This is a genomic window from Streptomyces sp. MGP-P1 (genome assembly GCF_057766565.1).
This window is the reverse complement of sequence record NZ_JBYMEM010000007.1, coordinates 3,125,167-3,147,494: the sequence shown is the minus strand read 5'-3', so window position 1 is coordinate 3,147,494 and position 22,328 is coordinate 3,125,167. Positions and strand designations below refer to the sequence as shown.

Genomic DNA, 22,328 nt, shown 5'->3' with positions numbered 1-22,328 from the left:
GAAGTCTCCCTACTGTCGGTGCCATGACGACAGTTGCGCGGCAGAGTCTCCAGGAGGGACTGGAGCGGGCTCTGCGGCGGTTCCGCAGCATGACGCCACAAGACATCAAGAGGTTGTCCTGCCAGTTGGCCGGCACCGGGCGGGCAAGACGCTTCAATGCGCTCACCGAAGCCCTGGCACGCGGCCGGGTGCTCGATCACCTGCTGGAGACCGAGGTTCCTGATGCGGCCACTGCCGCGGAACCAGGTGACGAGGACAGGGCTCTGCAGCAGCCGCACGATCCACACTCCGGTACCAGGGGTAGAAGTGTGGCCTCGCAGGCCGCCCGCACCGCGCTGAGAGTCCTGGCGAGCAGTGACCGGTTCAGCATCGCCGAGGCCGTGGAACGGGCGGTCGGCCACGTGTACGGTCCACCGCTCCCTGAATGGGAGTACCTCTGCGTCAACCTCACCCTCGATGGCGCCCCGCCCGTCGACATCGGCGGGTGGCAGCTCGCCTCGTTCGCCTACGCGACCGATCCGCAACTGCCGTTGACGGGAGCGCCCGGGGTCCCGGGGGATCTGCTGGCGCCGCGCGCGCTGCACGAAATGCACGGCTTCGGTCTGCTCCGCCGCCCCCTGGGGGGTGTCCCGGTTCCCGTGGACGACGACCGGCCACGGGAACTCGTGTGGCCCTTGCTCGCGCTCAATCTCGCCCTTGAGGTCCCTGTCGTGGCCGGCCCGCGCTACCTGGTGGAACCCGGGCGCCGCGTCGTCCGCCCGCACCTGGGCTGGCCGCTTCCCTCGGAAGTGTCCCGCTGGGGCTACACCTTCGCACCGGGCCATCACCAACGGGCCTACATGATCAGTACCGGGCACGATGCGGACGTTGCCGCGTTCTGCCGTGCCTTCCTGACCCGCACCGCTGGTCTCGATGCTCGCCGCCAAGGCCAACTGGCGCGGGCCGCCGACCACTTCCTCTTCGTCAAGTGCCATGTACTCGGCGACGACGGCGGCGGCACCACCGCCGGGTCGTCCCTGCACCTGAGCGAAGCCGCGTTCCGGCTCACCGCGGCGATGGAGTCTCTGCTGGCCGGCGGGGACGGCGGGCATGCCGAGGTTGGCCGCAAAGTCCAGCAGCGTGCCGCCATGCTGGTCGGGACGGACGACGATGACCGTCTACAGGTCCGCAACACGGTAGGGGCGGGCTACGCGGCACGCTCTGCCTACGCCCACGGAGCCAAGGACAAGGAATCGGATCTACATGCCCTGCGATCCGTGGTGTGCCGCGTATTGACTCATTGGGTGGTCCAAGCCGCTTACTGCACACGCCTGTCGGGCCGTCACGGTGGCCGCGAGGGGCTGGTCAACCTCCTCGACGACGCTCTGCTCTCCCGCCTCCTGCACCAGGAGCACATCATCGGCCCGCGCGACACGTTCCATGCCGACGGCGGCACCCCTCCACTGCTACCCGTTGCGCTCTGGGACCCCAGCCAGTTCAGGCTCGCCGGCCCCAGCCGCTCACCCCTCGATCTGGCCTGACCCGCTGACACAGCCAATAGCTTTCCAGTCCAGAAGCGGCCTATCCGACCACGGCAGGAGCATCGGGCAGAACACATCGCGAATGACGGCTTCGGCCGCGCGGATACTACTGGCCCCGGGAACCTGGGGTCCTGCGCTAAGGGCGCGGCAAGTGGTCACAGACCATCGTAGGGGCGCCCACCACGGGTGGCCCGGCCGTGGTGAAAGCCCAGTACCCATCGCGTAGCGCAGGCTCGTCTACAAGGTGGCGGGGATGCCGCAGAGGGAGAATCACGACGACTTCCGCTCCTGGTCCCACCTCGGCGAGCCAGAGGAAACGGGGTTCGCTTCTCAGGAAAGGTGGATCGGGCATGCGCGTTCCCACGGCCAGCGGATGACGTTGCTGGGGCTCGTCGGGAGAGACCATGCCTTGCGGATGGCCTCGATCAGCGGGCGGCTGCTGTAGGGCGAGACTGCCAGTTCCTGGCGTGCGTGGGCCAGTCGCTCCGGGTTGCCGTCGGGGCCGCGCTGGGCTGCCTGCCGGGTCCGGCGTTCGAGGCCGTTCTCGGCGAAGATGTCGAGGAGTGTGAGGGAGAAGTAGGTGTATACCCCTTGCCGCGCCGGCCGACTGCGATGCGGCTTCGACCACTACACCGACGGCCCGGTAGAACTGCGCAGCATCCGCTCACTGTGAGCAACGCAGGCTGTACAAGCTCACAGGTCACAGAACGCAGGCCGAAGGCGCCACGGGCGAATCCATCAAAGGCCAGTCGAGGCCACCGCCAGCAACCACCACCTAGCCGTAGCGCTCACAAAAGTGACCAATGCCCAGCTCGGAGCCCCCCTCTCTGCTCACCTTCAACCGAGCCGCGACAGATGATGTCGTCCGGTTCGTTGGGCAACTATCCAGGTAAGAATCTGTGTTGATGGGCATTCAGGTGATCGCGGCCTACGTGTTGGCCGTGCCGGCGTACGCGATGGTGAGGACGGTCATCGTCGACGTGTCATGGCCGAGAAGGATCACCGCGGTAACGTGACCCTGGGCAACGGTGCGGATGATGCCGTCGTCCTGCCCGTACGGCTCCGAGTACGCGAGCGGATCCTGCTGGGCGTCGACCAGGGCGAACGCGAGGTCCCGCCGGGCGAGCTCGGGCAGCTGCTTGTACGTGTCGAAGACGTCGGTAGGGAAGTTGAGCCGGTAGGTCACGCCGCTCCCCGGCCGCGGTCGTCCCGGTTGTTCTGGCGCGGCTCGGCGTCCCTGAGCACGTCGGCGGTGACGTCCCTGGTTTCCAGGTCATCAGGGAGAACACCGCGCATTTTCATGTGGGCGCGGGCGGCCTCGATACGGGGCCGGGCCGATTCGAGCTGCTCGGCGGCCGAGGCCCATCCGTCCAGAACGGCGGGGAGGCCCTCGATCGGGGTGAGGTTGACGTCCTGGAGCAGCTGCTGCCGGGACGCCGAATGCGGCAGCGCGACGTGCAGCCGGTCCACTGTCCAGTCCTCGTGCGCCATATGCCCCTCCTGTGGTCGTGCCCCGGAAGGCCAGAGTAGCGTCAAGGGCAGGGGGGGCTGGCCGCAGCCACGGAGAACACACAGCGTCGGTAGCTGCTCCGCCGCATCCAGGAGAAGCACAACCGCACGAGCAGGGACACAGGGCACGACACAACGCGGGACATGCGGGAGGGATGCGGGCGGCAGTAGGGCCGGACGAGCCGGGACAGAGAATTCTCGGAACCTGGTTCCGGTGAAGGGGCGTTGAGAATCAGACCCTTCAGCGGGCATCATGAGCCCACTTTCCGTTGGTCGATTCCCCGTGAGGGCGCCATGCACAGTACGGATCCGGCGGCAGCGCCCTCCGCAGCTACGAGCAATACGCCCGCCGGGACCGCACCGTCTTCCGGGCCTCTATCAACCCCGCAGAGTGCGGGCGTCGCCCCGGCCACTTCACCCATGCCGGACCAGACGACTCCTGCCGCCGCGGCCGCAATACCGGACTTGAGTCCGGCCGGGCCACGTCGGCGCGAGCTGGTCGGCGAGGCTCTCGTGCCGGGCATACTGGAGAGTCCGCCGGGACAGAGACGACGAAAGGTCTTGTGGACTCTGGCGAGCGGTGCCGTCGTTGGTCTTCTCGCTTGGCTCGTCCCAGCCGCTCTAGACTACTTCGTAACCGAGCCGACGACACGCCACTCAAAACAGGTCGAGGAGAATCTCGATCGTGAGGGGCCGGCTTTCACAGCGTCCACGCGCGTGGACCCGGACCCGCTCTACATGGCATATGTGCTGGATCGCCCGCTGACCCGTTCCGAGGTCGCCACCTTCCTGGAGTCCGGCAGCGATGGCCCCAAATTCGAGGCGGTGGAAGAATTGGCCGCGACCCACGGTGGCCACGGTCTTGAGGACCCGGGCTGGGACAAGGCCGGTGGATACTCGTCCTCGTGGCTCATCGATCTCTTCAGCGACAGATCGGCGGGCCTGGCGATCACAGGCGTGAGGGCCAAGGATCTGAGATGCGGCCCCGCTGCCGCGAAGACGGTCATCCTGGTCCGCCCGGAGGGTGGGGGCGCCTACGACGGAATCCATTTCAATCTCTCCGAGTCGAAGACGCCGTACTCCCTCAGCCCCGACGACTACTTCGGCAAGCCGTACTTCTCGCACAAGAAGATCGATCTCGGCAACGGCGCCGAGCCGGGAGGACTGCGTGCGAGCTTTTCGTCCGGGGTGCAGGATTGCGACTTCCTGCTGGAAGCCGAGTATCGAGATTCCTTAGGGGTGCACCAGCAGGAAATCAAGAATGCTTCGAGACGCTTCGCGGTGCGCGGACTGCCCGCCAACCCATACCAGTTCTTCCTCTGGACGAACGGTGGCGTCCTCGACTGCGGCCCGCACCAGCTTCACCGGCCCCGGCAGTGCCCGGCCCTCCCCTTCTCGGTCACCAACTGGTCTTCCGTGGGCTGAATCGCGTACAGGCTTAGGGCCGACGTGGGCCCCCGCTGTAGGTGGCCGCGCGGAACCGGCCGGGAAGCGCTCGCCCACGCAGCAGAGACGGTTCCCGAGAGTCGACGGTCCCGCCCCGAGTTCGCCCGAGGATCGGGGCGGTCGACAACTCAACGCATCAGGGATCCAGAGAGGTGCGGAACCGGCGGAGGTCAGCCAGCGCACGCGGCTCCGGGACCAGCGAGCGCAGCGGGACGCGGCGAAGTCGTAGACCCATCCCCGTCTCCTGGCCAGTTCCTCGCCCGCTGGCGCACGGGGAGGCGGACCGAGCGCGGGCCGCCGCCGGGGCCGAGCCACAACCCGCCTCCTTGCCGGCCCGGGGCCGGTGAGGTCAGCTGGTCATCGATGTCGTCCGGGCAAGGTCCACCTCTCCTGCCTCCACCAGCGCTCGGCGCAGCTGCTCGGTGGTTGCCGGGTGTTCGGGGGCGGGTTGGGCATCGGCGGCCAGGAGCAGGGTGCGGGCGTGCGCGCGGACCTCGATGTCGTGCCAGGGGGCGAGGGCGGATCGGGTGAGCAGGTGCGCGGCCAGGAGCAGGGCGTCGTTGTCGCGCGGGTGGGCGGCGGCCCGTTCTGCGATGTCACCGGCGCGGGTCTGGGCCGGGGTGTGGGCGGCGCTGCGGCGGGCCAGCGGCAGCCACACCGTGTCGTCGAGGGCGGTGTCGGCGAAGTCGCCGGCGGCGGCGAGCGCGCCGGGCGGCAGGTCGGCGTCTAGCGCTGCGGTCCACCACCGTGCTGCCGCTGCCAGGGCGCGGTGGGCGGCCGGGTCCGGCGGAGTGTCGCCGGACCCGGTCCGGTGCGGTGTGTGTGCGGCGAGCGCGGCCAGGAGCCGGGATGCCGCAGGCGCGCCGTCAGGTGCGGCGGCCAGCTCCGTCCAGGCGGCCCGTGGGTCGCCCAGGACGTCGCCGGTGTCGCCCGTGCGGGTGAGTAGGGCATGGGCGAGGTGCCGGTCGGCGCCGGGCAGGTTCCCGCGTACGGCGTCAAGGAGTGGGCTGGGGCCCAGGGCTGTGAGCAGCAGCGGGTCGTACCCGCACCAGCGCAGCCATGCGGTCGCCGGGGTGGGCCGGTCCGGCGTGAGGACGTACAGGCTGGGATGGGCATCGGTGAACTCGGCGGCGCGGCGGTGCAGAAACGGCAGGGCCACCCCGATGGCGGTGGTGAGCGCCTCCTCGCCGCCGCGCGCGGCCAGGGCTCGGGCCACCAGGTCGAGGACGTCGTTGGGAACTGCGGCGCCGGTACGGACTTGGGCGGCGGCGTACTCCAGCAGGCAGCCCAGCGCGCGCACCGCCGGGTCCGAGCCGGGCAGGTCTCCGGTCGGCTCGGGCACCGCGCTCTCGTCGTCCGGCCCGGCAGCGTCGGCGAGCACGGTGCTGTCCGGGCCTGGGCCGGGCGCGGGTGGCGGGACGGCGGGAATGGTGAGCGGGGTGGCGAGGGCGTGCAGGTGGTCCAAGGCGGGGATGAGGTCCTCGGCGAGGTCGGTGCCGGTGCGCCACACCAGGGTCAGCAGGTCGAACAGCGCCTGGTCGGCGAACAGGAGGACGGTGGGGTTCGGTTGGCCTGGCGCGGGGGCGGGCAGGGTTCGGCGCAGGCCGAGGGCGGCCCGTGCGGCCGGGACCGGCCCGCCCGTGAGGGCTCCGGGACGGTGGCCGGCATTCGCGGTGGCCGCGAGGTAGAACGCGCCGAGCTCCGCCCGTTCCAGGGCAGTGAGCACGGCGGGGACGTCGGTGGTCCAGGCGGCCGGGTCGGCCCCGACGAGGCGGTGCAGCACGATCGCGTACCCGTCGGCGCCGGCGTCCTCGACGGCGGCCAGTGCGGCGGCGGCTTCGAGCGGGCCGTCCGCGGCGGCCAGCTCCAGCAACTCCTCCTCGACGAGGGTGACGGCGCGGCGCAGCGGCACCAGGTGATCGGCGGCGCGCGGGTCGGGCGGCCCGGCCGGGCGCAGGCGGCGCACCGCGGCAAGCAGCGGACCGAACCCTTCCAGCAACGGTGCGGTGAGCACCGGGGACCAGTCCCACACCCGCAGCCAGGACGCGAGCGGCTCCACCGTTCCGTCGACCCCGGTGGGTCCGGCGTGCAGGGCTTGCTCTACCTCGGCGGCTGCGGGTGTGGGGCCGAGCGCCTCCCGGGCCCGCCGCTGAAGGCTTTCGGCGCGCTCGGGCGGGCAGGTGGTGAGGACCAGGTCGGCCAGTCGGGCGCCCTCCGGAGTGGGGCGGCCGGTCAGCAGCCGCTCCGTGGTCTCCAGCGCCAGATCCCACCACTTCCCTGTTTTCCCTCCCGGCGCTTCGGCGAGGGCAAGGGCGGGGGCACCCGGGTCTGGAGCGGTGTGCGGGTCCGGGGTGTGGGGCGGGTGGGCGGCCAGGTGTGCGGCGAGGAGGCGGGCGTGTAGGTGCGCGTCGGCCTGTTCGATCCGGGACCACGCCCGCAGCCGCTCGGCAATCGGGAGGCCTGCCGCGGCGTCCGCCGCCGCGAGGTCGAGGACGGTGCGGGCCAACACCGGGCCGGTGAAGGCGGCCGAGTCGCCGAGGCGAACCTCGGCGAGGTCGACGTCGAAGACCAGCTGCCGGGCTGCGTATGAGGTCGCCTCGACGTCGCGGCGCAGCAGCCCCGCCACCGCGCCGCGTACAGCACGGGCCCACCGGAAGGGGCCTCCCCCGGCGGCGGGGTGGACAGTCGCCACCAACTGCTGCAGCAGGCCCGCGACGTCGTGGCCGGGCAAGCGGTCGGCGCTCTGCCGGGCGATCGCCTCCTCCATCTCCACATCAGCCTGGGCCGCGGCGCGCTCGGCACCGGCCCCCGGTGCGGGGCCGGTTGTCGCGGCGTCCTGGGCGGCGTGCGCGCGCTCCAGCACCGCCTGCAGGGCCAGGTGGCCGGTGTGCTCGGCGTCCACCGCGTCCGTCAGCAGCGTCTCGGCCACCACCACCCAGTCCCCGTCGCGGGCCGCCACCGGGAGGGTGCGTGCCCAGCGGGCCGCGAGCCGGAGCGCGAACCCGCCCTGTCCGGCCGGGGCCCCGGGCAGGGGCGGCGCGGTGATGTGCGGGAGCAGCGAGCGGACAGCGGCCGGGGTGAGCGCGCCGGCCAGGGCCAGGCGCAGCAGCGCGTCCAGTACGGCCGGGCCGCCGGCGGCGAGCTGCCCGGCGTGGGCGGCCAGCCACGGGCGGGCGGTGTCCGGGGCGGTGGCGTTCAGGTGCTCGAGGAACGGGGCGGCTGGCCACACGCCGTTCTCCTCGTCGGTGAGGAGCAGGTGCCCGGCGTGCTCGTCCAGTACGCCCAGCCAGGCCGGGGACGGGCCGGAGCGGAAGAAGAATGCCTCCGCCCTCGGGTCCGTCCACCGGGCCAGCTCCGCCGCGTCGTCCGGGCCGGGGTCGGTGAGGGCAGTGAGCTCCAGAACCCGGGCAGCGCGGCCGGGCAGCGGCACCAGCAACTCGCGTGCCGCGTACAGGAGTTCGGTGTACAGGCGAGCAGGCCGGGCCCCCTCGGCACCGGCGCCGTGCAGGGTGCCCGACGCCTTCGAGTACAGAGCCCCCCACGTGTCCAGGGCTTTGTCCTGCGCGGCCCCCAGCCGCAGACCCGTCAGCCGCTCGGCGATCCCCCGCGCCTGACGGCGCCTATGGCCGCCGGGGCTCTGGATCTCGCCGCGCAGCACCTCGGCCGCCTCCGCGACCGGCTCCCAGTCCGGGCTGCCCGCCGGGGCTTGGCGCCCAGGGGCCGTACTCCCGGCGTGCGGCGACCCGAAGACGTCCACCGCCGCCAGCAGGCCCGTCGCCGCCGACTGCAAGCCGGCCGGGTTCTTCGGGGCCCCGGGCAGTTTCAGCAAGGCGTCGGCCGCGCTGCGTACGCACGCCTCGACGATCTCCCCGGGGCTCTCCAAGCCGCTGTCGCTGGACAGGATCCGGTGCGCGTCCCGCAGCAGCCCCAGCGCCCGAACACCGCCCTCGCCCTGCGCCCGCAGCGCAGCGGCCAAGACCTCATCCAGCACTGGCAGTTCCCGTACGGACCGTGCTCCGCCACCCGGCAGCATCTCCATGTTCACCGGTGCACCGTAGGACAAACGACCCGGCGCCCGGAGGCGAACCTGGTGAACCGCCCGGCGCCCAGGCACGGGCGGCGGGGGCGGCCGCGGCAGGGCCGGGCGCGCGGCCGCTCACGCGTGCGGCGTAGGTGATAGAACCCCGAGCATGGATTTGATCGCTTCTGGTGTGGCCTCAGCAGGTATCAAGGCTGCTGGTGGTCCGCTCGGTGCCCTGATAGGCCGTTACCGGCCTACGGGTATCCCCCGGCTCGGCAGCAGGGAGGACCGGGCAGGCGCGTACCGGCGGATGCTGGACGCCTCGACCCGCTCCTTCGCCTACAGCTACCAGTTCGCCAACCTGCGCCGCGAAGCAGGACGGGCCTCGTACAAGCTGCTCACTGCGCAGATGCCCGCGATGTGGGAGATCAGCAGCGACCTGATCAGTGCGCTCAACGGTGTTCGCCTGTGCGGCAGCGTCCAGGTCATCGACGCCGCCGAGAACCTCGTCACGGCCGCCGGCGACCTGGACCTGAACGAGAGAAAGGCGGACCGCTTCCAGCTACAGGCCGAGGCCGTTGTTGCCGCCCAGAAGACGTTCCTGGACACCTGCCGAGAAGAGCTCTCCTACAACGCCCGCTGGTACCAAATACTGCGCAAGCGCAAGGAGAAGCGCTTCCTCCGGCAACTCACCGTCAGAGGCGTCTCTTAGGATCCTGGCGATGGGGGCCGGATCGGGGCCACCAGCACCGATGAGAAGCAGCCTCCCCGGTCTGCACGGGGTGGTTACGGCCCCACCGGCGTCCAGGCATGTTGAGGGCCAAGGGCGCAGCCCGCCAGCCGGCCCCATCACCACCGCGTACGGCCTGGCCGCCTCGGCGGGCCTCGCAAGTATCGGCCGAAGCGGTCCCCAGGCGAGGGGGGCAGCCCTACGAGCCGGGGTCCGTTTGAACGTGAACGAGGGAAGCGTCGGGCCGTCACCGAGACGGTGACGGCCGATGTGGGCCCCGCTCGACGGCTACCAGTTCTGGGTCGGCCGGGGGCGTTGGTGCAGTTCGGCCAGATCGGCTACGGCGAGGAGGCGGTCAGTGGTCTCCTGGCCGACTGCTTCGCTGAGCCGTTCGGTGCTTGAGGCGATCAGGAGCCAGGAGCGGCGCGGCAGTAGGCTCAGGCGGGCGATGGCGTCTGCCAGGGCGCCGGCCTCCAGTGCCATCATCGCCTGAACATCCGCAGGGTCGGATTGCAGTGGCCGTGCGGCCTCACGCACCAGGTCGACGGAGAGCGTCACGTCGTCGATGACCGTGACCGCTGTGGTGTTCTCGATCATGCCGGGCTCGTAGGTGCTCTTGAGGTCAAGGGCTCGGTGGACAGTGATGTCCGCCTCGCGGTATCCGGCAGCCGTCAGTCGGCGCAGCGCGGCGTAGGCGGTGTGTGTTTTGCCGGACCAGTGCGGTCCCAGGAGCAGGAGGCGGGCGGTGTCGCCGGCCAGGATGGTGGAGCACCACTGTGCGATGGCCGGGTGATCAGTCTCGGCTGCGCGGAAGAGGGCCGGTATGACGGACATGGGGGCAGCGCAGTCGGACAGGCCTTTTGGTCGCGGGCATGGGTGAGTTTCTTGGTCTGTGGGGTCAGGCGGCAGCGAGAGGGGCGTGGACATAAAAGTGACCTCACTGCGGCTGACCTGTGCTTGGCGACCGGGCGGGAAGGTACGCCTTGCGGGGGGCTTTGGTGAGCAGGTCGCGCGGTATCCGGGGGCGCTGGGACGATCGGTGGCACCGCCGGAGTGGTTCTCGCTCCGCACTGCGCATGCCCCGCTGACGATTTCGAGGTGCCTCCATGTCTTGTTCCTGTCCCCCGCTGTCCGGGCCGCCCTCCGTCACCGAGAGGGTGTGCGGGCGCGTCGGCACGGGTGAGGCGCTGGTCGTGGTCTCGGTGGTGGCCGCCGTGACGGTCCTCTCCGTGCTCCAGCGGCCGGTGCCCGCCGTCCTGTTCGCGCTCGCCGCGGCGGCCGGGGCGCTGCTGGTGCCCGGCCGGCTCGGCTGTCTGCTCGGCTCATGTACCGGCGGAAGCCGGTGAGCCGCTCGGCCCGTCCGGGCACGTGGGCCGAGCTGGACGCGTTGCGTGCGTGGATGCGTGAGGTCAAGGGGGAGTTGGCCTTCCCCCGTCTCGCCTTCTGGGCCGCGCAGTTCGGCCAGGCGGTGGCCGAGCGGACGCTGCGCCGGGCTTTGCAGGAGGGTCTGCCCACCGAGCAGACGGTCAGGGCCTACGCATGGGGCAGCAGAGCGGCAGCCGACAACCATGCCCGCGGGGCTCTGGAGAAGAGAGGTCTGAGGCTTCGTGAGGCGGCGCGGCGGGCTGCTCCGGTTCCGGCCATGACCTGGCCCGCGCCTGTCTACATCCCGGGGCGTGTCAGAACCTGGACCGGTTTGACGAAGGCCCTCAACCGCCTTCACCTGGAGGCCGGAAAGCCCTCGGTACGTGCGCTGGCCGCGTCCCCCGGAGCGGCCGGGCGGCTGTCGAAGAGCACGATCAACAACCTTCTCAACGGGCAGCACCCCACGGTCGAACAGTTCGCCGCGCTCGCTGCGGCCTTGGATGCCAGCCCGGCGACCACCGACGCCCTGCTCGCCGCGCACCGGAGGATCACTGCCGGGCCCCGGCCGCCCGCGGTCTACCCGTGCGACGTCGTCGAGCGGGCCGAGGAGGAACGTGAGGATCGCTGTGAGCAGGATGAGAAGCGGCGCCGGTTCAGAGGCATCACCGAGGAGGAGGAGAAGGAGAGGGAGGTAGAGCTCGACCCGTACGACCAGCAGTTGCGTGACGAGGAAGAGGCGGAGCAGCGGCGGTGGGTGGCGTGGGTGGATGGCCTCAGTGCGGACGAGCTCGTGGCCCTGCAGCGTCAGTCCGTGGCCGGGGCGGGCCGGGACCTGCGCGCCGAGCTGAACGGCTACGTGGCTCGGACTTGTCCGGAGAAGTGACGAAGGGTGGGGCGGGGCGGTAATGGGCAGGACAGCGCATATACGGGTGCGGGATCCTTGAGCGCATGACGTGGGCAGCAGGCAGTCGGGCGGTACGGGATCGGGATTATGTGGCGCGGGTTCGCAGGCATCGGCCCAGTGCCCTGTTGCCGCTGATCGCAAAGGCGTCGGCAACCTATGCGCTGCCGTCGTCGTGGCAGGAGAGCCCGTATCGCAAGTATCTGCCGTGGGCTCTGGCTGACGCTGCCCGGGTGTCGCTGGCGTGCGGGAACGAGTACCGCAAGGACGCGAGCGAAGCGGACCTCCTGCGGATCTTGGACATGCACTCGCAGCTGGAGGAGCCCTACCTCTACGACCACGACAACGACGGGGACGCTCTGGCCCGATTCATGCTGCGCGCCGCCGGGGAGCAGATGATCTACCAGGAGCCGGTGGGCCGGGAGCTGGCGCGTGCCGCGGCGATGCTCACGCAGACGACAGGCACGCGGGAGGCCCGGTGCCTGCGTCCGGGCTGGGAAGAGGAGTTGCTAGGCACCAGTCTGTCGCACTACGTCGGCATCGCCCAGCTGTTGTGGGCATCGGCGATCAACTGCGCCGGCCGGTTCGATCCGACGTCCTTGGAGGCATCCGGTGCCGAGCGGATCTGCGCGGAGATCCCTGCCACGACCATCCTGTCCGTGGCCGAGAAACACTTCGTGACCGATACAGCCGCCTTCCAGCAGGCCAACGAACGGGCCCAGGTGACCACCGATCCGCTCCTGCGGCGCTACGAGTACAACCCGCTGCGCACCACGCCCCTGGTCAAGGGCTACGGCCCGGGCATGCTCGCACCGGTCAGCCAGCTGGTCCCGGCCAAGGCGAGCCCGCTGGGCATCTACTACACCGGCGTCGCCCGGTTCGGTAATGCCTTCGCGCAGGACCTGGGCGACCTGTTCGAGGCCTACGTCGGCCGCCAGCTCGGGCTGCTGCCCGAAGCGACGGTCCTCCCTGAGATCACCTACGGCCAGAACCGGTCGCTCAGCGTCGACTGGATCGTCGTCACTGAGGAACTGGTGCTGCTGGTGGAGGTGAAGTCCGTGCGGCCCACCGCGCGTCTGCGGCTGGCCACCGAGAGCCGGGTCAAGGAGCTGCAGCGCATGCTCGGGCGCGCCTATGAGCAGATCGACAACACCGCCGTTCTGATCGCGAGCGGGCGCAAGGAGTTCGCCGGGGTGCCCACCGACCGGCCCGTGCACGGGTTGATCGTGACGATGGAGCCGTTCCACATCGTCAACGCCCCCATGCAGCGGCCGCTTCTGCCGGCCACCACGGTTCCCGTGACGGTGTGCAGCATCGGTGAACTGGAGGACATGGTCACCATCACCGACACCCCTGTCGGCCGGCTCCTGCTGGAGCGGGATGCCGACGCCCGGCGCTCCACCTACGCCCTGCGTGAGGCGTTGTCGGGGCACGACCATGCCCGCAATCCTGTCCTGGACGCCGGGTGGAGCAGCTACCCCTGGAGCTGCGGCGCAGCGGAACAGGTGCCGGCCGAGTTCGCCGGTGCGGCACGGTAGGGGGAGGGATGGGGGCGAACACTTCCCGGGAACACCACCTGGTGCCGAAGTACTGGCTGCGGGCCTTCGCTGAGGACGGACACGTACTGGGGCGGAGGCGCAGCGGCGCGGAGCATCGCACTCCCGTGAGGCGCGCGGCGGTGGCTCGGGACTTCAACACCGACCCCCTCGCGGAGGGCGAGCGGCGTGTGGCGTTGGAGACCTACCTGGACCACCATGTCGACGGCCCGTGCGCGCCGGTTCTGCGCGCCGTGCGTGAGGGACGGTGGCCGCTGGACGGGGCGCAGCATGCTCTCGTGCTGGACGCGCTGGCCTGGCAGGTGGTGCGCACGCAGGCGTTCAGGTCCTTCGACGAGCAGGTCGGCCGGCTGCTCTTCCCAGCTTTGTGGGCTTCGGAGGCAGTGGGTTTCTGCGAGGAGCGGCTGAGGCGGCCGCTGTCGGACGTGGAGCGGATGGAGGTGTTCTGGACGGCCGTACGGACGGCTCCCGGCCCTTCGGTGGTCGCTGACCCGCGCTCGGCGCTGCGCGCCATGATCCGCGCCTCCGAGCGCACCCGCGACCTCCTCACCGTCCCGGGCCGTCGCCTGGTGGTGCTGCGTTCGGCGGAGCCGTTGCTGGTCCTGGGCGACAGCGGCGTGGCCTTGCGCCGCAAGGACGGCACCTTTGACCTCACTCCCCCACTGCTGCCCGAGACGGCCGAGGTCTTCGCTCCGCTGTCACCGACGTGCCTGCTCATCTCCACACCCCGCGCGCACTACCGGCCCCAGCAGGGCCTCACCCGCAAGATCGCCGCCAAGGCCAACGCCGGGGCAGCAGCCTGGTGCCAGGACGCCGTCTACCGGCCCCCGTCCATGCCCTGGCCCGCCCGGCTGCAGCTTCCCGGCGCCCCGCTGGAAGTCCGGCCGCCACGGCTGACAGCAGTACCCACGCAGCAGCGGCCCGGCCCCGCACCAGCCCATCCCGAGATCCGCCGCAGCGAGCTGCGCGCCCTCCTGGACCAGTTCACCCACACCCCGCTGATCAGCCAAAGCCCCTTGGAGTGACGCGCGCCGAGGCTGAACTCATCAGAAAGATCCGAGCCAGGGCGACGCGTAGCAGCACCTACGTCACCCGGGCTGCAGGTGAATGAACGGCGCCCGGTGGGGGTGATGGTGGGCAGCGGCTGCTCACGTACGCGGATCACGACCATGTCCGTCAACCACGACCGGGCCCTGGGAAGAGCGCAGCCCGTCAGCCGGTCCCATCACCGGCCCGCACAGCCTTCGCACCCGGTCAGCGTCTCCCCTCTCCCGGATCTTCGCCGTCGTCGTGCGGCGCAGCTCCGCCTTTCGTGTACCGAAGGGCCTCTTGTCGCGTCCTCAGGCGGCTGTGGTGCCGACGGACGCGGCCAGTTCCCGTACTCCTGCTGCCTGGGCGTGCCGTGTGCGCAGTTCGGTGACGATGGTGCGGATGGCGGGGCGGTCGCGAACTTCGCCCGGTGATGCCCGCAGGGCGCTGAGCAGTTCGGCGGCTGTCTGTTCGGGTTTGCCCCACTGCCACCAGGCCCGGGCGAGGTCGGTGTGCATGCGGGCCTTGCGCTCCGGGGTGGTGAACTGGTCCTCGTGCAGGCCACGTCCGGCTTCGAGGGCGGCGCCGGCGTCGCCGAGGGCCCAGTGGACGCCGACGGCGTACAGGTCGACGGCGGCGGGGGTGAGGGGGAAGAGACGGCCCTGGGGCGGGTTGTGCGGGAGGTCGCGGGCGGCGCGGGTGGCATCGCGGATCATGGTGAGTGCCTGGTCCCGGTCGCCGGCGCGGGCTGCGGTGTAGGAGGTGGTGCACAGCATCTGGGCGTAGGCCGAGGCCTGGGCCGGTGTTCGGAGTCCGGTCTTTTCCACGCGGGTGACGGCGTCGAGGATGTGGCGTTGGGCGGCGGCCGGCTGGTTCTGGTGGCGGAGGACGATGCTCAGTTCCCTGGCCGCCGCGGCGGCGGCGAGGGAGGAGCCGGAGAGTTCGGCGTAGATGGTGGCGCGGTCGGCGCTGAGCCTGGACTGGTCGTATCTGCCGATTTTCGTCAGGACTTGGGCGGTGAGGCTGTAGCACGCGGAGAGGCGGGCGAAGTCGAGGTCCTGGCGGCTGCGGGCGGCTTCACGGGTGTCGGCCAGCAGGCCGGGCAGGGCCTTGAGGAGGTGGCTGTGCTGTCCGGCGTCGAAGTAGCCGCGGGCGGTGGTGATGCGTCTGTCCAGCGGGACGGGCGAGCCGGTGGGTGCCGGGGTGCTGGCGAGTGCGTCCTGGACGCCGGTCAGCAGGGCGGCGGGGACCGTGAGGCCGGCGGCAGCGAGCAGAGTACGGCGACGCATGGGGTCCTCCTCGTCACGGCGTGGCCCGTCCGCGACGACTGTAGCGGCTGGTGGCCCGGTTAACCCGAGTGACGCCGCGAGGACACCCGTCGGGACGCCCGCCTCGCGGGCGGCGTGCCGAAGGAGCGTCAGGTCGGCGTAGCCGTGGTGTGTTTCCAGCCGGGAGACGGTGGAGGTGGAGCAGCCGATGCGTGTGGCGAGGTCGGTCTGACGCCAGCCGCGGTGCTGGCGGGCGATCCGGATGAGGGCGCCGGGGTCCTGGCGGGCGACGGCGGTGGTGACCCTGCTGGACGTCCAGAGGGAATCGGTGCGCACAGGGGCCTCCCACTCGCCAGGAGCCGACAGGTCTGCCTGTCCACGGTAGGGGCCGTGGGGCGGGGTGCCTATGGTGTGTGCAGGGTCTGCAAACGGTGTGCACCGGGCGCATGTTGATCACCGTGCGGGGTGGGTGGTCGCTTTGCTGGGGGTGTGGCCCCGGCGTGAGGCGGGACCTCTCACACACGGGAGGACAGCATGGCGACAGCCGCCGAACCCAGGGTCCGTGACCCGCGGGACTACGTGGACCCCGAGGTCTGGGACCGGGAGGTCCAGCTCCTCATGCGCGACTACCCCTTCGACGAGGTGATGGCGACGCGTCTCTTCCACGCCGCCGTCTCCAACCTGATCACGGCCATCGACAAGTGGGGCCAGGGCCTGGAGATGTGCTGCGGCCGCACCGTCGACATCGCGGTGCACACCTTCATCCTGGACACCCGCAACTACCGCGAGTTCTGCCACCGGCACTTCGACGGCAGGTTCCTGGAGCACATCCCGGAGATCGACTTCAAGTACGACGGAAGCGTCGAGCGGACGGCGCAGATCATCGCCGACAACGGTTTCGAGGTCGACTGGAAGCTGTGGGAGGCGGACTACGGCAAGTGCGGCCCCTGCCGGCCCGGAGAAAACTGCCACTGAGCCAGCAACGGCCGGCCGGGGCCCGGGGACGCTCGCAGCGTCCCCGGGCCCCGGTGCGTATGGCCCCCTGAGGGTGAGCCGGAGGCGTTCGCCGGTGGGCAGTGGGGCGGCGCGGGTACGGTGGCCAGTTCGAAGGCCGCCCCCGCCCCCAGAGGAACGTCATGCCAGCCGAGCCCCGCACCCCGGCCCAGTACTGGGACACCTACAGGCCCTACCGGGGAGCGGGCGAGCAGCCCGCCCCGGTGGTGGACCGGTTCGAGTGGACTCAGTACCCCGGCCACGGGCCCGGAGCCGAGGTGCTGGGGCACCCGCGCCGTGCCCTGGACCTGGGCCCGGCGGAGGGGAGGGAAGCGGTGTTCCTGGCCCGCCAGGGTGTCGCCACGACCGGCGTGGACCTCTCCGCAGCTCAGGTCGAACGGGCTAGCCGGTGGTGGAAGGACACCCCCGGTCTGGAGTTCGTCCACGCCGAGGCCTGTGACTACCTCACCTCCAGCACGACGCCCTTCGACGCGGTCTACTCGGTGTGGGGCGCGGTGTGGTTCACCGACCCCGAGCTCCTCTTTCCGCTCGTCGCCAGGAACCTCACGCCCGGCGGGATCTTCGCCTTCAGTCAGGCAGAGCCCTCCCCCGGTGCCTACGGGCCGCAGCCGATGCACGGCAAGTGGCTCGAAGGCCGGGAGAGCGAACTGACCGTGCTGCGCTGGCAGTACACCCCCCAGGCATGGGCAGACCTCCTCAAGCGCCACGGCTTCATCGATGTCGACGCGTGTGTCCTGCCCGCACCGGGCGGGGAAGGCCTGGGCACGCTCCTCGTACGCGCCCACGGCCCGGCCTGACCCTGAGCGGGTTCGCTGCCGCGGTCCTCCGGTCTGGCCACGGCGGCGCCGACAGAGGCAGTACACGGCTGGCAGTTGCGCCCCCGGGGCGTCATGCTTCGTCGGGGGCGAGGCTGAGCTCGATCCGGGTGTCGTGGAAGTGGTTCCAGTCCATGATCAGGCGGAAGCGGTGGTGCGGTTCCAGGCGCTCGGGGTCGGCCGGATCCTGTCCGCGCAGGATCTTGGCGTCATCGCACTGGACGAGTTCCGCGACGGCCAGGCGCGCATCGTTGACGTCCTGGCCGGTGGCGCCGGCCAGGCGGTCCAGGGAGGTGAGAATCTCCTGCGGTTCACCCAGTGCGTCGATCAGGTGGTTGACGAGGACGTCGACGAGGGGGCCGGTGCGCATGACCCAGCGGATCTTGTCGAGGCACCGGGTAAGTTCGGTGTCCAAGGGCAGCAGGTCGCCGGGGAGCGGCAGGGCGGTCGGCATCGACCAGCGGGTTCCCTGGGGTGTTTCGTGGCGGCAGGCCAGGCCCCATGTCAGGTAGGGCTCGGCGAGGTCTCGCACCGTGGTGGGCACCGGATAACCGGCGGCGGTGAGCATGGCGCCGAACTCCTCCCACCGTTCCGCTTCGCACGCCTCCCGGCCTTCGGGGGCTTCCTCGTAGTCCCACTCCTCAGCGTGCCAGGTGAAGGTGAGGGCACCGTCGAGGTCGCCGCCGATCATGTCCCAGTGGCCGTCGAAGAGCTCCTGGAACAGGTCATCCAGGGAGCCGATGACACCGCGCTGGGAGGCGGTGCCCATCAGCATGGTCAGGGCGAGGGCCTGGCGGGGCAGGACGTGCTCCCATCCGGAGACGAACCAGTCGTTGTGCAGCGACAGGTCCCGGCACTGGCCGACAGAAGGGTTCTCCATCATCCGTATCTCTCTGTGAAAACGGGTGGACGCCCGCAGCGTACGCACGGAAACAAGGCCCGTCTGGTCATGGGCGGTCGACCCAGGCCCGGTGTTCGGGGGCGACGCGCAGGTGCTCGCGCAGGCGTCCGCGTAGCACCCCCACGCGTGTCCGGCCCTCCAGGACCTGCAGCCCGCCGACGTCCGGCTCCAGAAGACGCCGCTCGATCAGGAGCGGCGGGCGCAGCCACGTCCCGTGCTTCTCCCAGCATCGTGCGACCTGCGGGGGCCGGACGGTGACCCAGTGCACCGGGTTCTTGGCGTAGTTCTCGATGCAGCCCTCGTCGGAGGCTCCGGTGGGCATGCCGGTGAAGTGGGCGGCAGGGAGGGTCTCCAGCTGCCAGGTGATGGTGTGCAGGTCGATGGCGTTGTAGTCGTCGACGAAGGCGGTGTTGTCGCCGTGGTCGAAGAGGAACTGCTCCAGGACGTCGTCCGGCCACCGCAGGGCGGCCACCATCGGATCGGTACGGAAGCGGTCGAAGCTGAGCGCGCCGTCCCGGCGGCGGGCCATCAGCGGCCAAAGGTCGGTGAGCCTCATGTCACCGGACCGAGTCGGTGGCCCGTGGTGCCGGGTTTGTCGTCAGGGCCGGTCACCCAGTGCCCCTGCGAACAGGGCTTCCGAGCCCAGGGAGCGCAGCAGCGGCCACAGGAGCCGGCGGGTGACGGCGCCCGGTTGGTCGCGGAGTTCGGCCAGGGTGGTGCCGGTGGTCTCCTCGTAGGTGTCGTCGCTGTAGCGGTCGTTGGCGGGAAAACGTGACTGCCCGGCGTACCGTCGGCGGCCGTTCAGCTGCTTCGCGCCGACTCCGACCGCCCGGTTGCCGTGGTAGCCGACCTCCTCGGAGACCAGCCGGATCAGTTCCAGCACGCGCCAGGTGAGGCCAGGTCCCGGGCCAGTTCCTTGTTGTCGCTCTTGGTGCCCGGGGCCTTCTTGAGGTCGAGGTGGTGGTTCTCCTCGAACAGGCCACCGTCGATCGCGGCTTGGAGGTCGTCCTCGGTCCGCGGTACCCAGCAGGGGTTGCCGGAGGAGAGGTAGATCGAGGTCACGTGCGTCCCGCTCTCGTGCAGAGGCCCGGGCCCGGGCCGTAACGTCTCTTGGGCATCAAGGATAGTGAGGTACACGGACAGCGGGAGGGCGTATCCGCGCTCTGCCAGCCGGCCCACAGTCCTGGGCAAGTGCGCAGCATAAGGACATCCAGTGTCGGCCGCTGCGTCGCTGCCACCGCGAGACCGGCCCGCCGACCGAGGCCACGGCGACAGTGCGAGGCCTGGCGCGGACCCGGCCCAGAGCGCACGTGGACGGCGGGTTTGGGGATTTCCGGCAGCCGAATGCGTAACCCATGAGCCGCGGGCCGGGGATTCGCTCACACGATCGAAAGGACGGGGGCAAGCCCCCCTCCGCAGGAAGTCGCATTCAAATCAGCACGCGCACACCCCAATCCGCTTGACTATTCCAGGCCGCAGCAGCCTAATACCGCTTACCGCAAATACCAGAAAGGAAGGGCTGCACGAGCATGACCCGAAGCGAAGCAAATGAATCAGAGCCATCATGGGTCCCGGGCCAGAGAACACCGGGACTCATGTCCGGGACCTCACACCGAAAGCCGTGGGTCGCAGATCCCGCGCACCGGGGGCGGGGGCTGAGGGTTCTCTACCGCGGAGTCAAGATCTCGATCCGGCTGTGGCCGTACGTACAGGAGCACGTGGTTCTGCTGCTGCAGCAGTACCTCTAGGGGCCGCGGGGCCTGAACCACGGCAGACGGTCCAGGCCCTGCAGCGGTCTCGGAGAGCTCCGGGAGTCTGAGGTTTCGAAGGCCCGATGACTCCCGGCGCGTGAATCGCACCGAGATTGTGCTCATTCTAGGCGCTTCAGGGTGGATGAATCCACCCTGAAGCGCCGTTTTTTGGTTCTCAGAGATCCAAATTTTCTGCGAAATCTCGATCTGCCGTCCGGCAGAAAACGCCGAACTCGCATTTGCGCGAGTGTTCAGCTTCGCACATTCGCCATGCGGGCCAGGTTTTCGGTTTCATCGATTCCACTTTCTGTGAACTTTTGAAATTCTGGATTTTTCGTGTGTTCCATGGGCTGAAAAGTTGACCGTTCACCCTCCCTGGATTTTTTCAGGATCGGCGTTTTCGGGGGACCGGGCGAACGCAGTTCTTTGCCGGGCGGGCCGCTGCCTCGCGTGCATCGTGGAGCGGTGCGGCAGCGCCCTGCCTGTCCTGTGGATCGGTGGACTCTCCGCGCGGCGCGGTCGCACGCCGGCCTGGTCCCCGAACGGCAGGGAGGGTTCAGGCGGCCGGGGCGTAGCGGACGATGGTGTCCTCGCACGGCTCGTCCGCGTACACCTTCAGCGTCTCCAGCTCGCGGTCGTCCGCGGTGAGCTGCCTGCGGAGCTTGGTGGCCACCCACTCCCCCAGGTACCGGCACTGCGCCTCGGGGGACGGCGGCATCCAGTCCGTCGGATCCTGGTCCGCCTTCGACCGGTTGGTGCGTGCGGTCACCGCGACAAGGGAGGTGTGTGCCTCCTGGTCGTTGGCGTAGGCCTCGCGGCGGGCCTCGGTCCAGGCGGAGGCACCGGAGTCCCAGGCCTCCGCGAGCGGCACCATGTGGTCGATGTCCAGGGAGCTGGCGCTGGTGACTTCCTGGCCGTCGTAGTAGGAGATCCATGTGCCGCCGGTCAGCTTGCAGCCGCCCTCCACCGTCGGTGCGATGACCGCCTCGGAGATGAGCACCGCCGCGCGCGTGTTGCACCCGTCATCTGCCGAGATGCCCCGGTGGCGGGGGATGACCGGTGCCCGGCACACGCCGCGTACTGCAGGGCGGTCAAGCGCGACAAGAAGGTCTGCAACCGCCCCAACTGCACGGTCCCCAAGCGCCGGGAGGCAGCGGCGGGCCGGTAAGGGCTTCGTGTTGTGTCACCCGTGGGGGGACACAACACGGCGTGACGTCGGCCGTGCTGACATTTCTGTCGGCGAGGCCGACGTCTGCTGTCGTGTTCACGGCCGTGGGGCCACCGACCGCTTGGTGGGTTCCACCACTGCCACTGCGGGGCGGGCGGAACGGCTTGGGGTCGGGGCGTGTTACGCCAGGGCGGCCGGGACGGGGTCGGGGGCGCACCAGTCGCCGTCGAAGAGGGCGGCGATCAGGGCTGCTTGGTCGGCGGGGAGCTGGCTGTCGCGGTGCTTGGTGCGGGTCTTGGCGAACCAGGGGCCGATCTGGACGGTGTCGCCGTCGACGCGGAGGGTTTCGCGGGCGGTCGGGACGCGGCCGTGGCGGTGGAGGAAGAGTTCCAGGAGCTGCACGGTCTGAGCGCAGGTGCGGCGGGTACGGCGTGCGGGCGCCAGGGGGCCGGTGGTGGGGGTGAGGCCGAGTGCGGTGAGCAGGTCGCGCTGGCCTGGGTGCAGGGTGGTCCACCGGGTGAACTGGCGGGTGAGCCAGGAGGTGATGTTGACCCCCGCGATGCGGGTGTCTGCTGTGAGGGCTTTGGGGTCGTTGCCTGCTTGAAGGTGGGTGCGCAGGAGGTGGTATTTCCGGTGCCAGTCCGCCCCGTGAGGCAGGCGCCAGTCAGGGTCGATGGCGGTGAGGGCGTCGATCCGGGCGGGGGCGAAGTGGCCGGTGGTGGCGAGGTGGCGTTGTTCGGCGAGCCAGGCTCCGAGCGGGGTGGTGGCGGGGACGGCGAGGTGGCCGTGGGTGCGGTGATGGTCGGCGGCCGCGGTGAGGTGGGAGCGCCAGGCGGCTTCGTGCTTGTCCCAGATCATGTCCAGGGCGTCGAGTTCGGCGACCCAGTCGGCTTCGAGGCGGCCGGCTTTGCGGGCGTCGCGCATGGCGGTGATGAAGGTGCCCAGGGTGTGGCCGGTGGGGTCGGTGTAGTCGGCGGGGACGTCGAGGTGGCCGTACTGGTCGTGGTAGGCCTGGGCGGCGGCGAGTCCGAGGCGGCGGGAGCGGGATGTGGCCGGGTCTCGGGGGTCGAAGGAGACGAGGTCCATGGCCCGGGCGATGCGTTCGGGGTGGACGGTGAAGTCGAAGTGCCAGCGGCGTTCGATGACGTCGCTGGTCTCCTTGGGCAGGCGGTTGGCCTTGTCGGGCAGGCGTTCCAGGATGCGGTGGTCGTGGCTGGCCAGGGCGGAGGCGATCGCCCACACCGGCTCGTAGGCGGTGCCCAGGATGTCCTCGGGGCTCGCGTCGGGGGGCAGGCAGACGGGGACGATGAGGAGGCGGTCTTGCCGGATACGTC

The 22,328-nt window shown here is 70.4% G+C and carries 19 protein-coding genes and 1 pseudogene; 9 read left to right on the top strand and 11 right to left on the bottom strand.

What is annotated here, in order from left to right; all coding sequences use genetic code 11:
• The first annotated feature begins 23 nt into the window (after positions 1-23).
• Positions 24-1,520 carry a hypothetical protein gene (locus AC3CH1_RS35770; protein WP_405468133.1) on the top strand — a complete coding sequence of 499 codons (1,497 nt, stop codon included), beginning with the start codon at positions 24-26 and terminating at the stop codon, positions 1,518-1,520.
• Positions 1,521-2,448: 928 nt separating this feature from the next.
• On the opposite strand, the gene AC3CH1_RS35765 is transcribed toward AC3CH1_RS35770, so the two are convergent.
• Together AC3CH1_RS35765 and AC3CH1_RS35760 are read right to left on the bottom strand one after the other, a co-directional pair.
• Positions 2,449-2,706 carry a hypothetical protein gene (locus AC3CH1_RS35765; RefSeq protein ID WP_488466677.1) on the bottom strand — a complete coding sequence of 86 codons (258 nt, stop codon included), beginning with the start codon at positions 2,704-2,706 and terminating at the stop codon, positions 2,449-2,451.
• Positions 2,703-3,011: a hypothetical protein gene (locus tag AC3CH1_RS35760; RefSeq protein WP_488466676.1), complete on the bottom strand. Its 309-nt coding sequence runs from the start codon at positions 3,009-3,011 to the stop codon at positions 2,703-2,705. Before AC3CH1_RS35760 ends, AC3CH1_RS35765 begins: the two co-directional genes overlap by 4 nt.
• Positions 3,012-3,746: 735 nt before the next feature.
• Here AC3CH1_RS35760 and AC3CH1_RS35755 point away from each other — a divergent pair.
• A complete protein-coding gene (locus AC3CH1_RS35755) occupies positions 3,747-4,454 on the top strand; it encodes a hypothetical protein (protein WP_488466675.1) in 708 nt (235 codons plus the stop codon).
• A 370-nt stretch (positions 4,455-4,824) separates the two neighbouring features.
• On the opposite strand, the gene AC3CH1_RS35750 is transcribed toward AC3CH1_RS35755, so the two are convergent.
• A complete protein-coding gene (locus AC3CH1_RS35750) occupies positions 4,825-8,514 on the bottom strand; it encodes a hypothetical protein (RefSeq protein ID WP_488466823.1) in 3,690 nt (1,229 codons plus the stop codon).
• A 292-nt stretch (positions 8,515-8,806) separates the two neighbouring features.
• Here AC3CH1_RS35750 and AC3CH1_RS35745 point away from each other — a divergent pair, with 292 nt between their 5' ends.
• On the top strand, positions 8,807-9,208 hold the full coding sequence (locus AC3CH1_RS35745) for a hypothetical protein (RefSeq protein WP_488466674.1): 402 nt from the start codon (positions 8,807-8,809) through the stop codon (positions 9,206-9,208).
• Positions 9,209-9,514: 306 nt separating this feature from the next.
• Here AC3CH1_RS35745 and AC3CH1_RS35740 read toward each other — a convergent pair whose 3' ends face one another.
• Positions 9,515-10,060, bottom strand: a complete 546-nt coding sequence (locus AC3CH1_RS35740) for a hypothetical protein (RefSeq protein ID WP_488466673.1) — start codon at positions 10,058-10,060, stop codon at positions 9,515-9,517.
• A 272-nt stretch (positions 10,061-10,332) separates the two neighbouring features.
• Here AC3CH1_RS35740 and AC3CH1_RS35735 point away from each other — a divergent pair, with 272 nt between their 5' ends.
• The 4 genes from AC3CH1_RS35735 to AC3CH1_RS35720 all read left to right on the top strand — a co-directional run bounded on the left by AC3CH1_RS35735 (position 10,333) and on the right by AC3CH1_RS35720 (position 14,073).
• Positions 10,333-10,572, top strand: a complete 240-nt coding sequence (locus AC3CH1_RS35735) for a hypothetical protein (protein ID WP_488466672.1) — start codon at positions 10,333-10,335, stop codon at positions 10,570-10,572.
• On the top strand, positions 10,551-11,474 hold the full coding sequence (locus AC3CH1_RS35730) for a hypothetical protein (protein WP_488466671.1): 924 nt from the start codon (positions 10,551-10,553) through the stop codon (positions 11,472-11,474). The genes AC3CH1_RS35735 and AC3CH1_RS35730 overlap by 22 nt, the downstream gene beginning before the upstream one ends.
• Positions 11,475-11,539: 65 nt before the next feature.
• Positions 11,540-13,030 (top strand): hypothetical protein, encoded by a 1,491-nt coding sequence (locus AC3CH1_RS35725; RefSeq protein ID WP_488466670.1) that lies wholly within the window; start codon positions 11,540-11,542, stop codon positions 13,028-13,030.
• 8 nt (positions 13,031-13,038) lie between these two features.
• Positions 13,039-14,073, top strand: a complete 1,035-nt coding sequence (locus AC3CH1_RS35720) for a DUF4238 domain-containing protein (protein WP_488466669.1) — start codon at positions 13,039-13,041, stop codon at positions 14,071-14,073.
• A gap of 315 nt (positions 14,074-14,388) precedes the next feature.
• On the opposite strand, the gene AC3CH1_RS35715 is transcribed toward AC3CH1_RS35720, so the two are convergent.
• On the bottom strand, positions 14,389-15,681 hold the full coding sequence (locus AC3CH1_RS35715; protein ID WP_488466668.1) for a helix-turn-helix domain-containing protein: 1,293 nt from the start codon (positions 15,679-15,681) through the stop codon (positions 14,389-14,391).
• A 198-nt stretch (positions 15,682-15,879) separates the two neighbouring features.
• On the opposite strand from AC3CH1_RS35715, the gene AC3CH1_RS35710 reads away from it, so the two are divergent.
• Both AC3CH1_RS35710 and AC3CH1_RS35705 read left to right on the top strand, forming a co-directional pair.
• Positions 15,880-16,320 (top strand): glycine-rich domain-containing protein, encoded by a 441-nt coding sequence (locus AC3CH1_RS35710; RefSeq protein ID WP_488466667.1) that lies wholly within the window; start codon positions 15,880-15,882, stop codon positions 16,318-16,320.
• Between the two features lie 161 nt (positions 16,321-16,481).
• The gene (locus AC3CH1_RS35705; RefSeq protein WP_488466666.1) at positions 16,482-17,156 is read left to right on the top strand and encodes a class I SAM-dependent DNA methyltransferase; all 675 of its coding nucleotides are present in this window, start codon (positions 16,482-16,484) and stop codon (positions 17,154-17,156) included.
• A 91-nt stretch (positions 17,157-17,247) separates the two neighbouring features.
• Here the strand turns inward: AC3CH1_RS35705 and AC3CH1_RS35700 are convergent, their stop codons facing one another.
• The 6 genes and pseudogenes from AC3CH1_RS35700 to AC3CH1_RS35675 all read right to left on the bottom strand — a co-directional run bounded on the left by AC3CH1_RS35700 (position 17,248) and on the right by AC3CH1_RS35675 (position 22,080).
• Entirely contained in the window at positions 17,248-18,054 is an 807-nt protein-coding gene (locus AC3CH1_RS35700) for a DUF6042 family protein (protein WP_488466665.1), read from the bottom strand.
• Between the two features lie 67 nt (positions 18,055-18,121).
• Positions 18,122-18,631: a hypothetical protein gene (locus AC3CH1_RS35695; RefSeq protein ID WP_488466664.1), complete on the bottom strand. Its 510-nt coding sequence runs from the start codon at positions 18,629-18,631 to the stop codon at positions 18,122-18,124.
• 42 nt (positions 18,632-18,673) lie between these two features.
• Positions 18,674-18,958 carry a hypothetical protein gene (locus tag AC3CH1_RS35690; protein WP_488466663.1) on the bottom strand — a complete coding sequence of 95 codons (285 nt, stop codon included), beginning with the start codon at positions 18,956-18,958 and terminating at the stop codon, positions 18,674-18,676.
• Entirely contained in the window at positions 18,946-19,137 is a 192-nt protein-coding gene (locus tag AC3CH1_RS35685) for a hypothetical protein (protein WP_488466662.1), read from the bottom strand. Before AC3CH1_RS35685 ends, AC3CH1_RS35690 begins: the two co-directional genes overlap by 13 nt.
• A gap of 1,245 nt (positions 19,138-20,382) precedes the next feature.
• Positions 20,383-20,859 (bottom strand): annotated as a pseudogene (locus AC3CH1_RS35680) (GmrSD restriction endonuclease domain-containing protein); the annotation flags it as partial.
• A gap of 315 nt (positions 20,860-21,174) precedes the next feature.
• Positions 21,175-22,080, bottom strand: a complete 906-nt coding sequence (locus tag AC3CH1_RS35675; RefSeq protein WP_488466661.1) for a helicase associated domain-containing protein — start codon at positions 22,078-22,080, stop codon at positions 21,175-21,177.
• Positions 22,081-22,328: the final 248 nt, after the last annotated feature.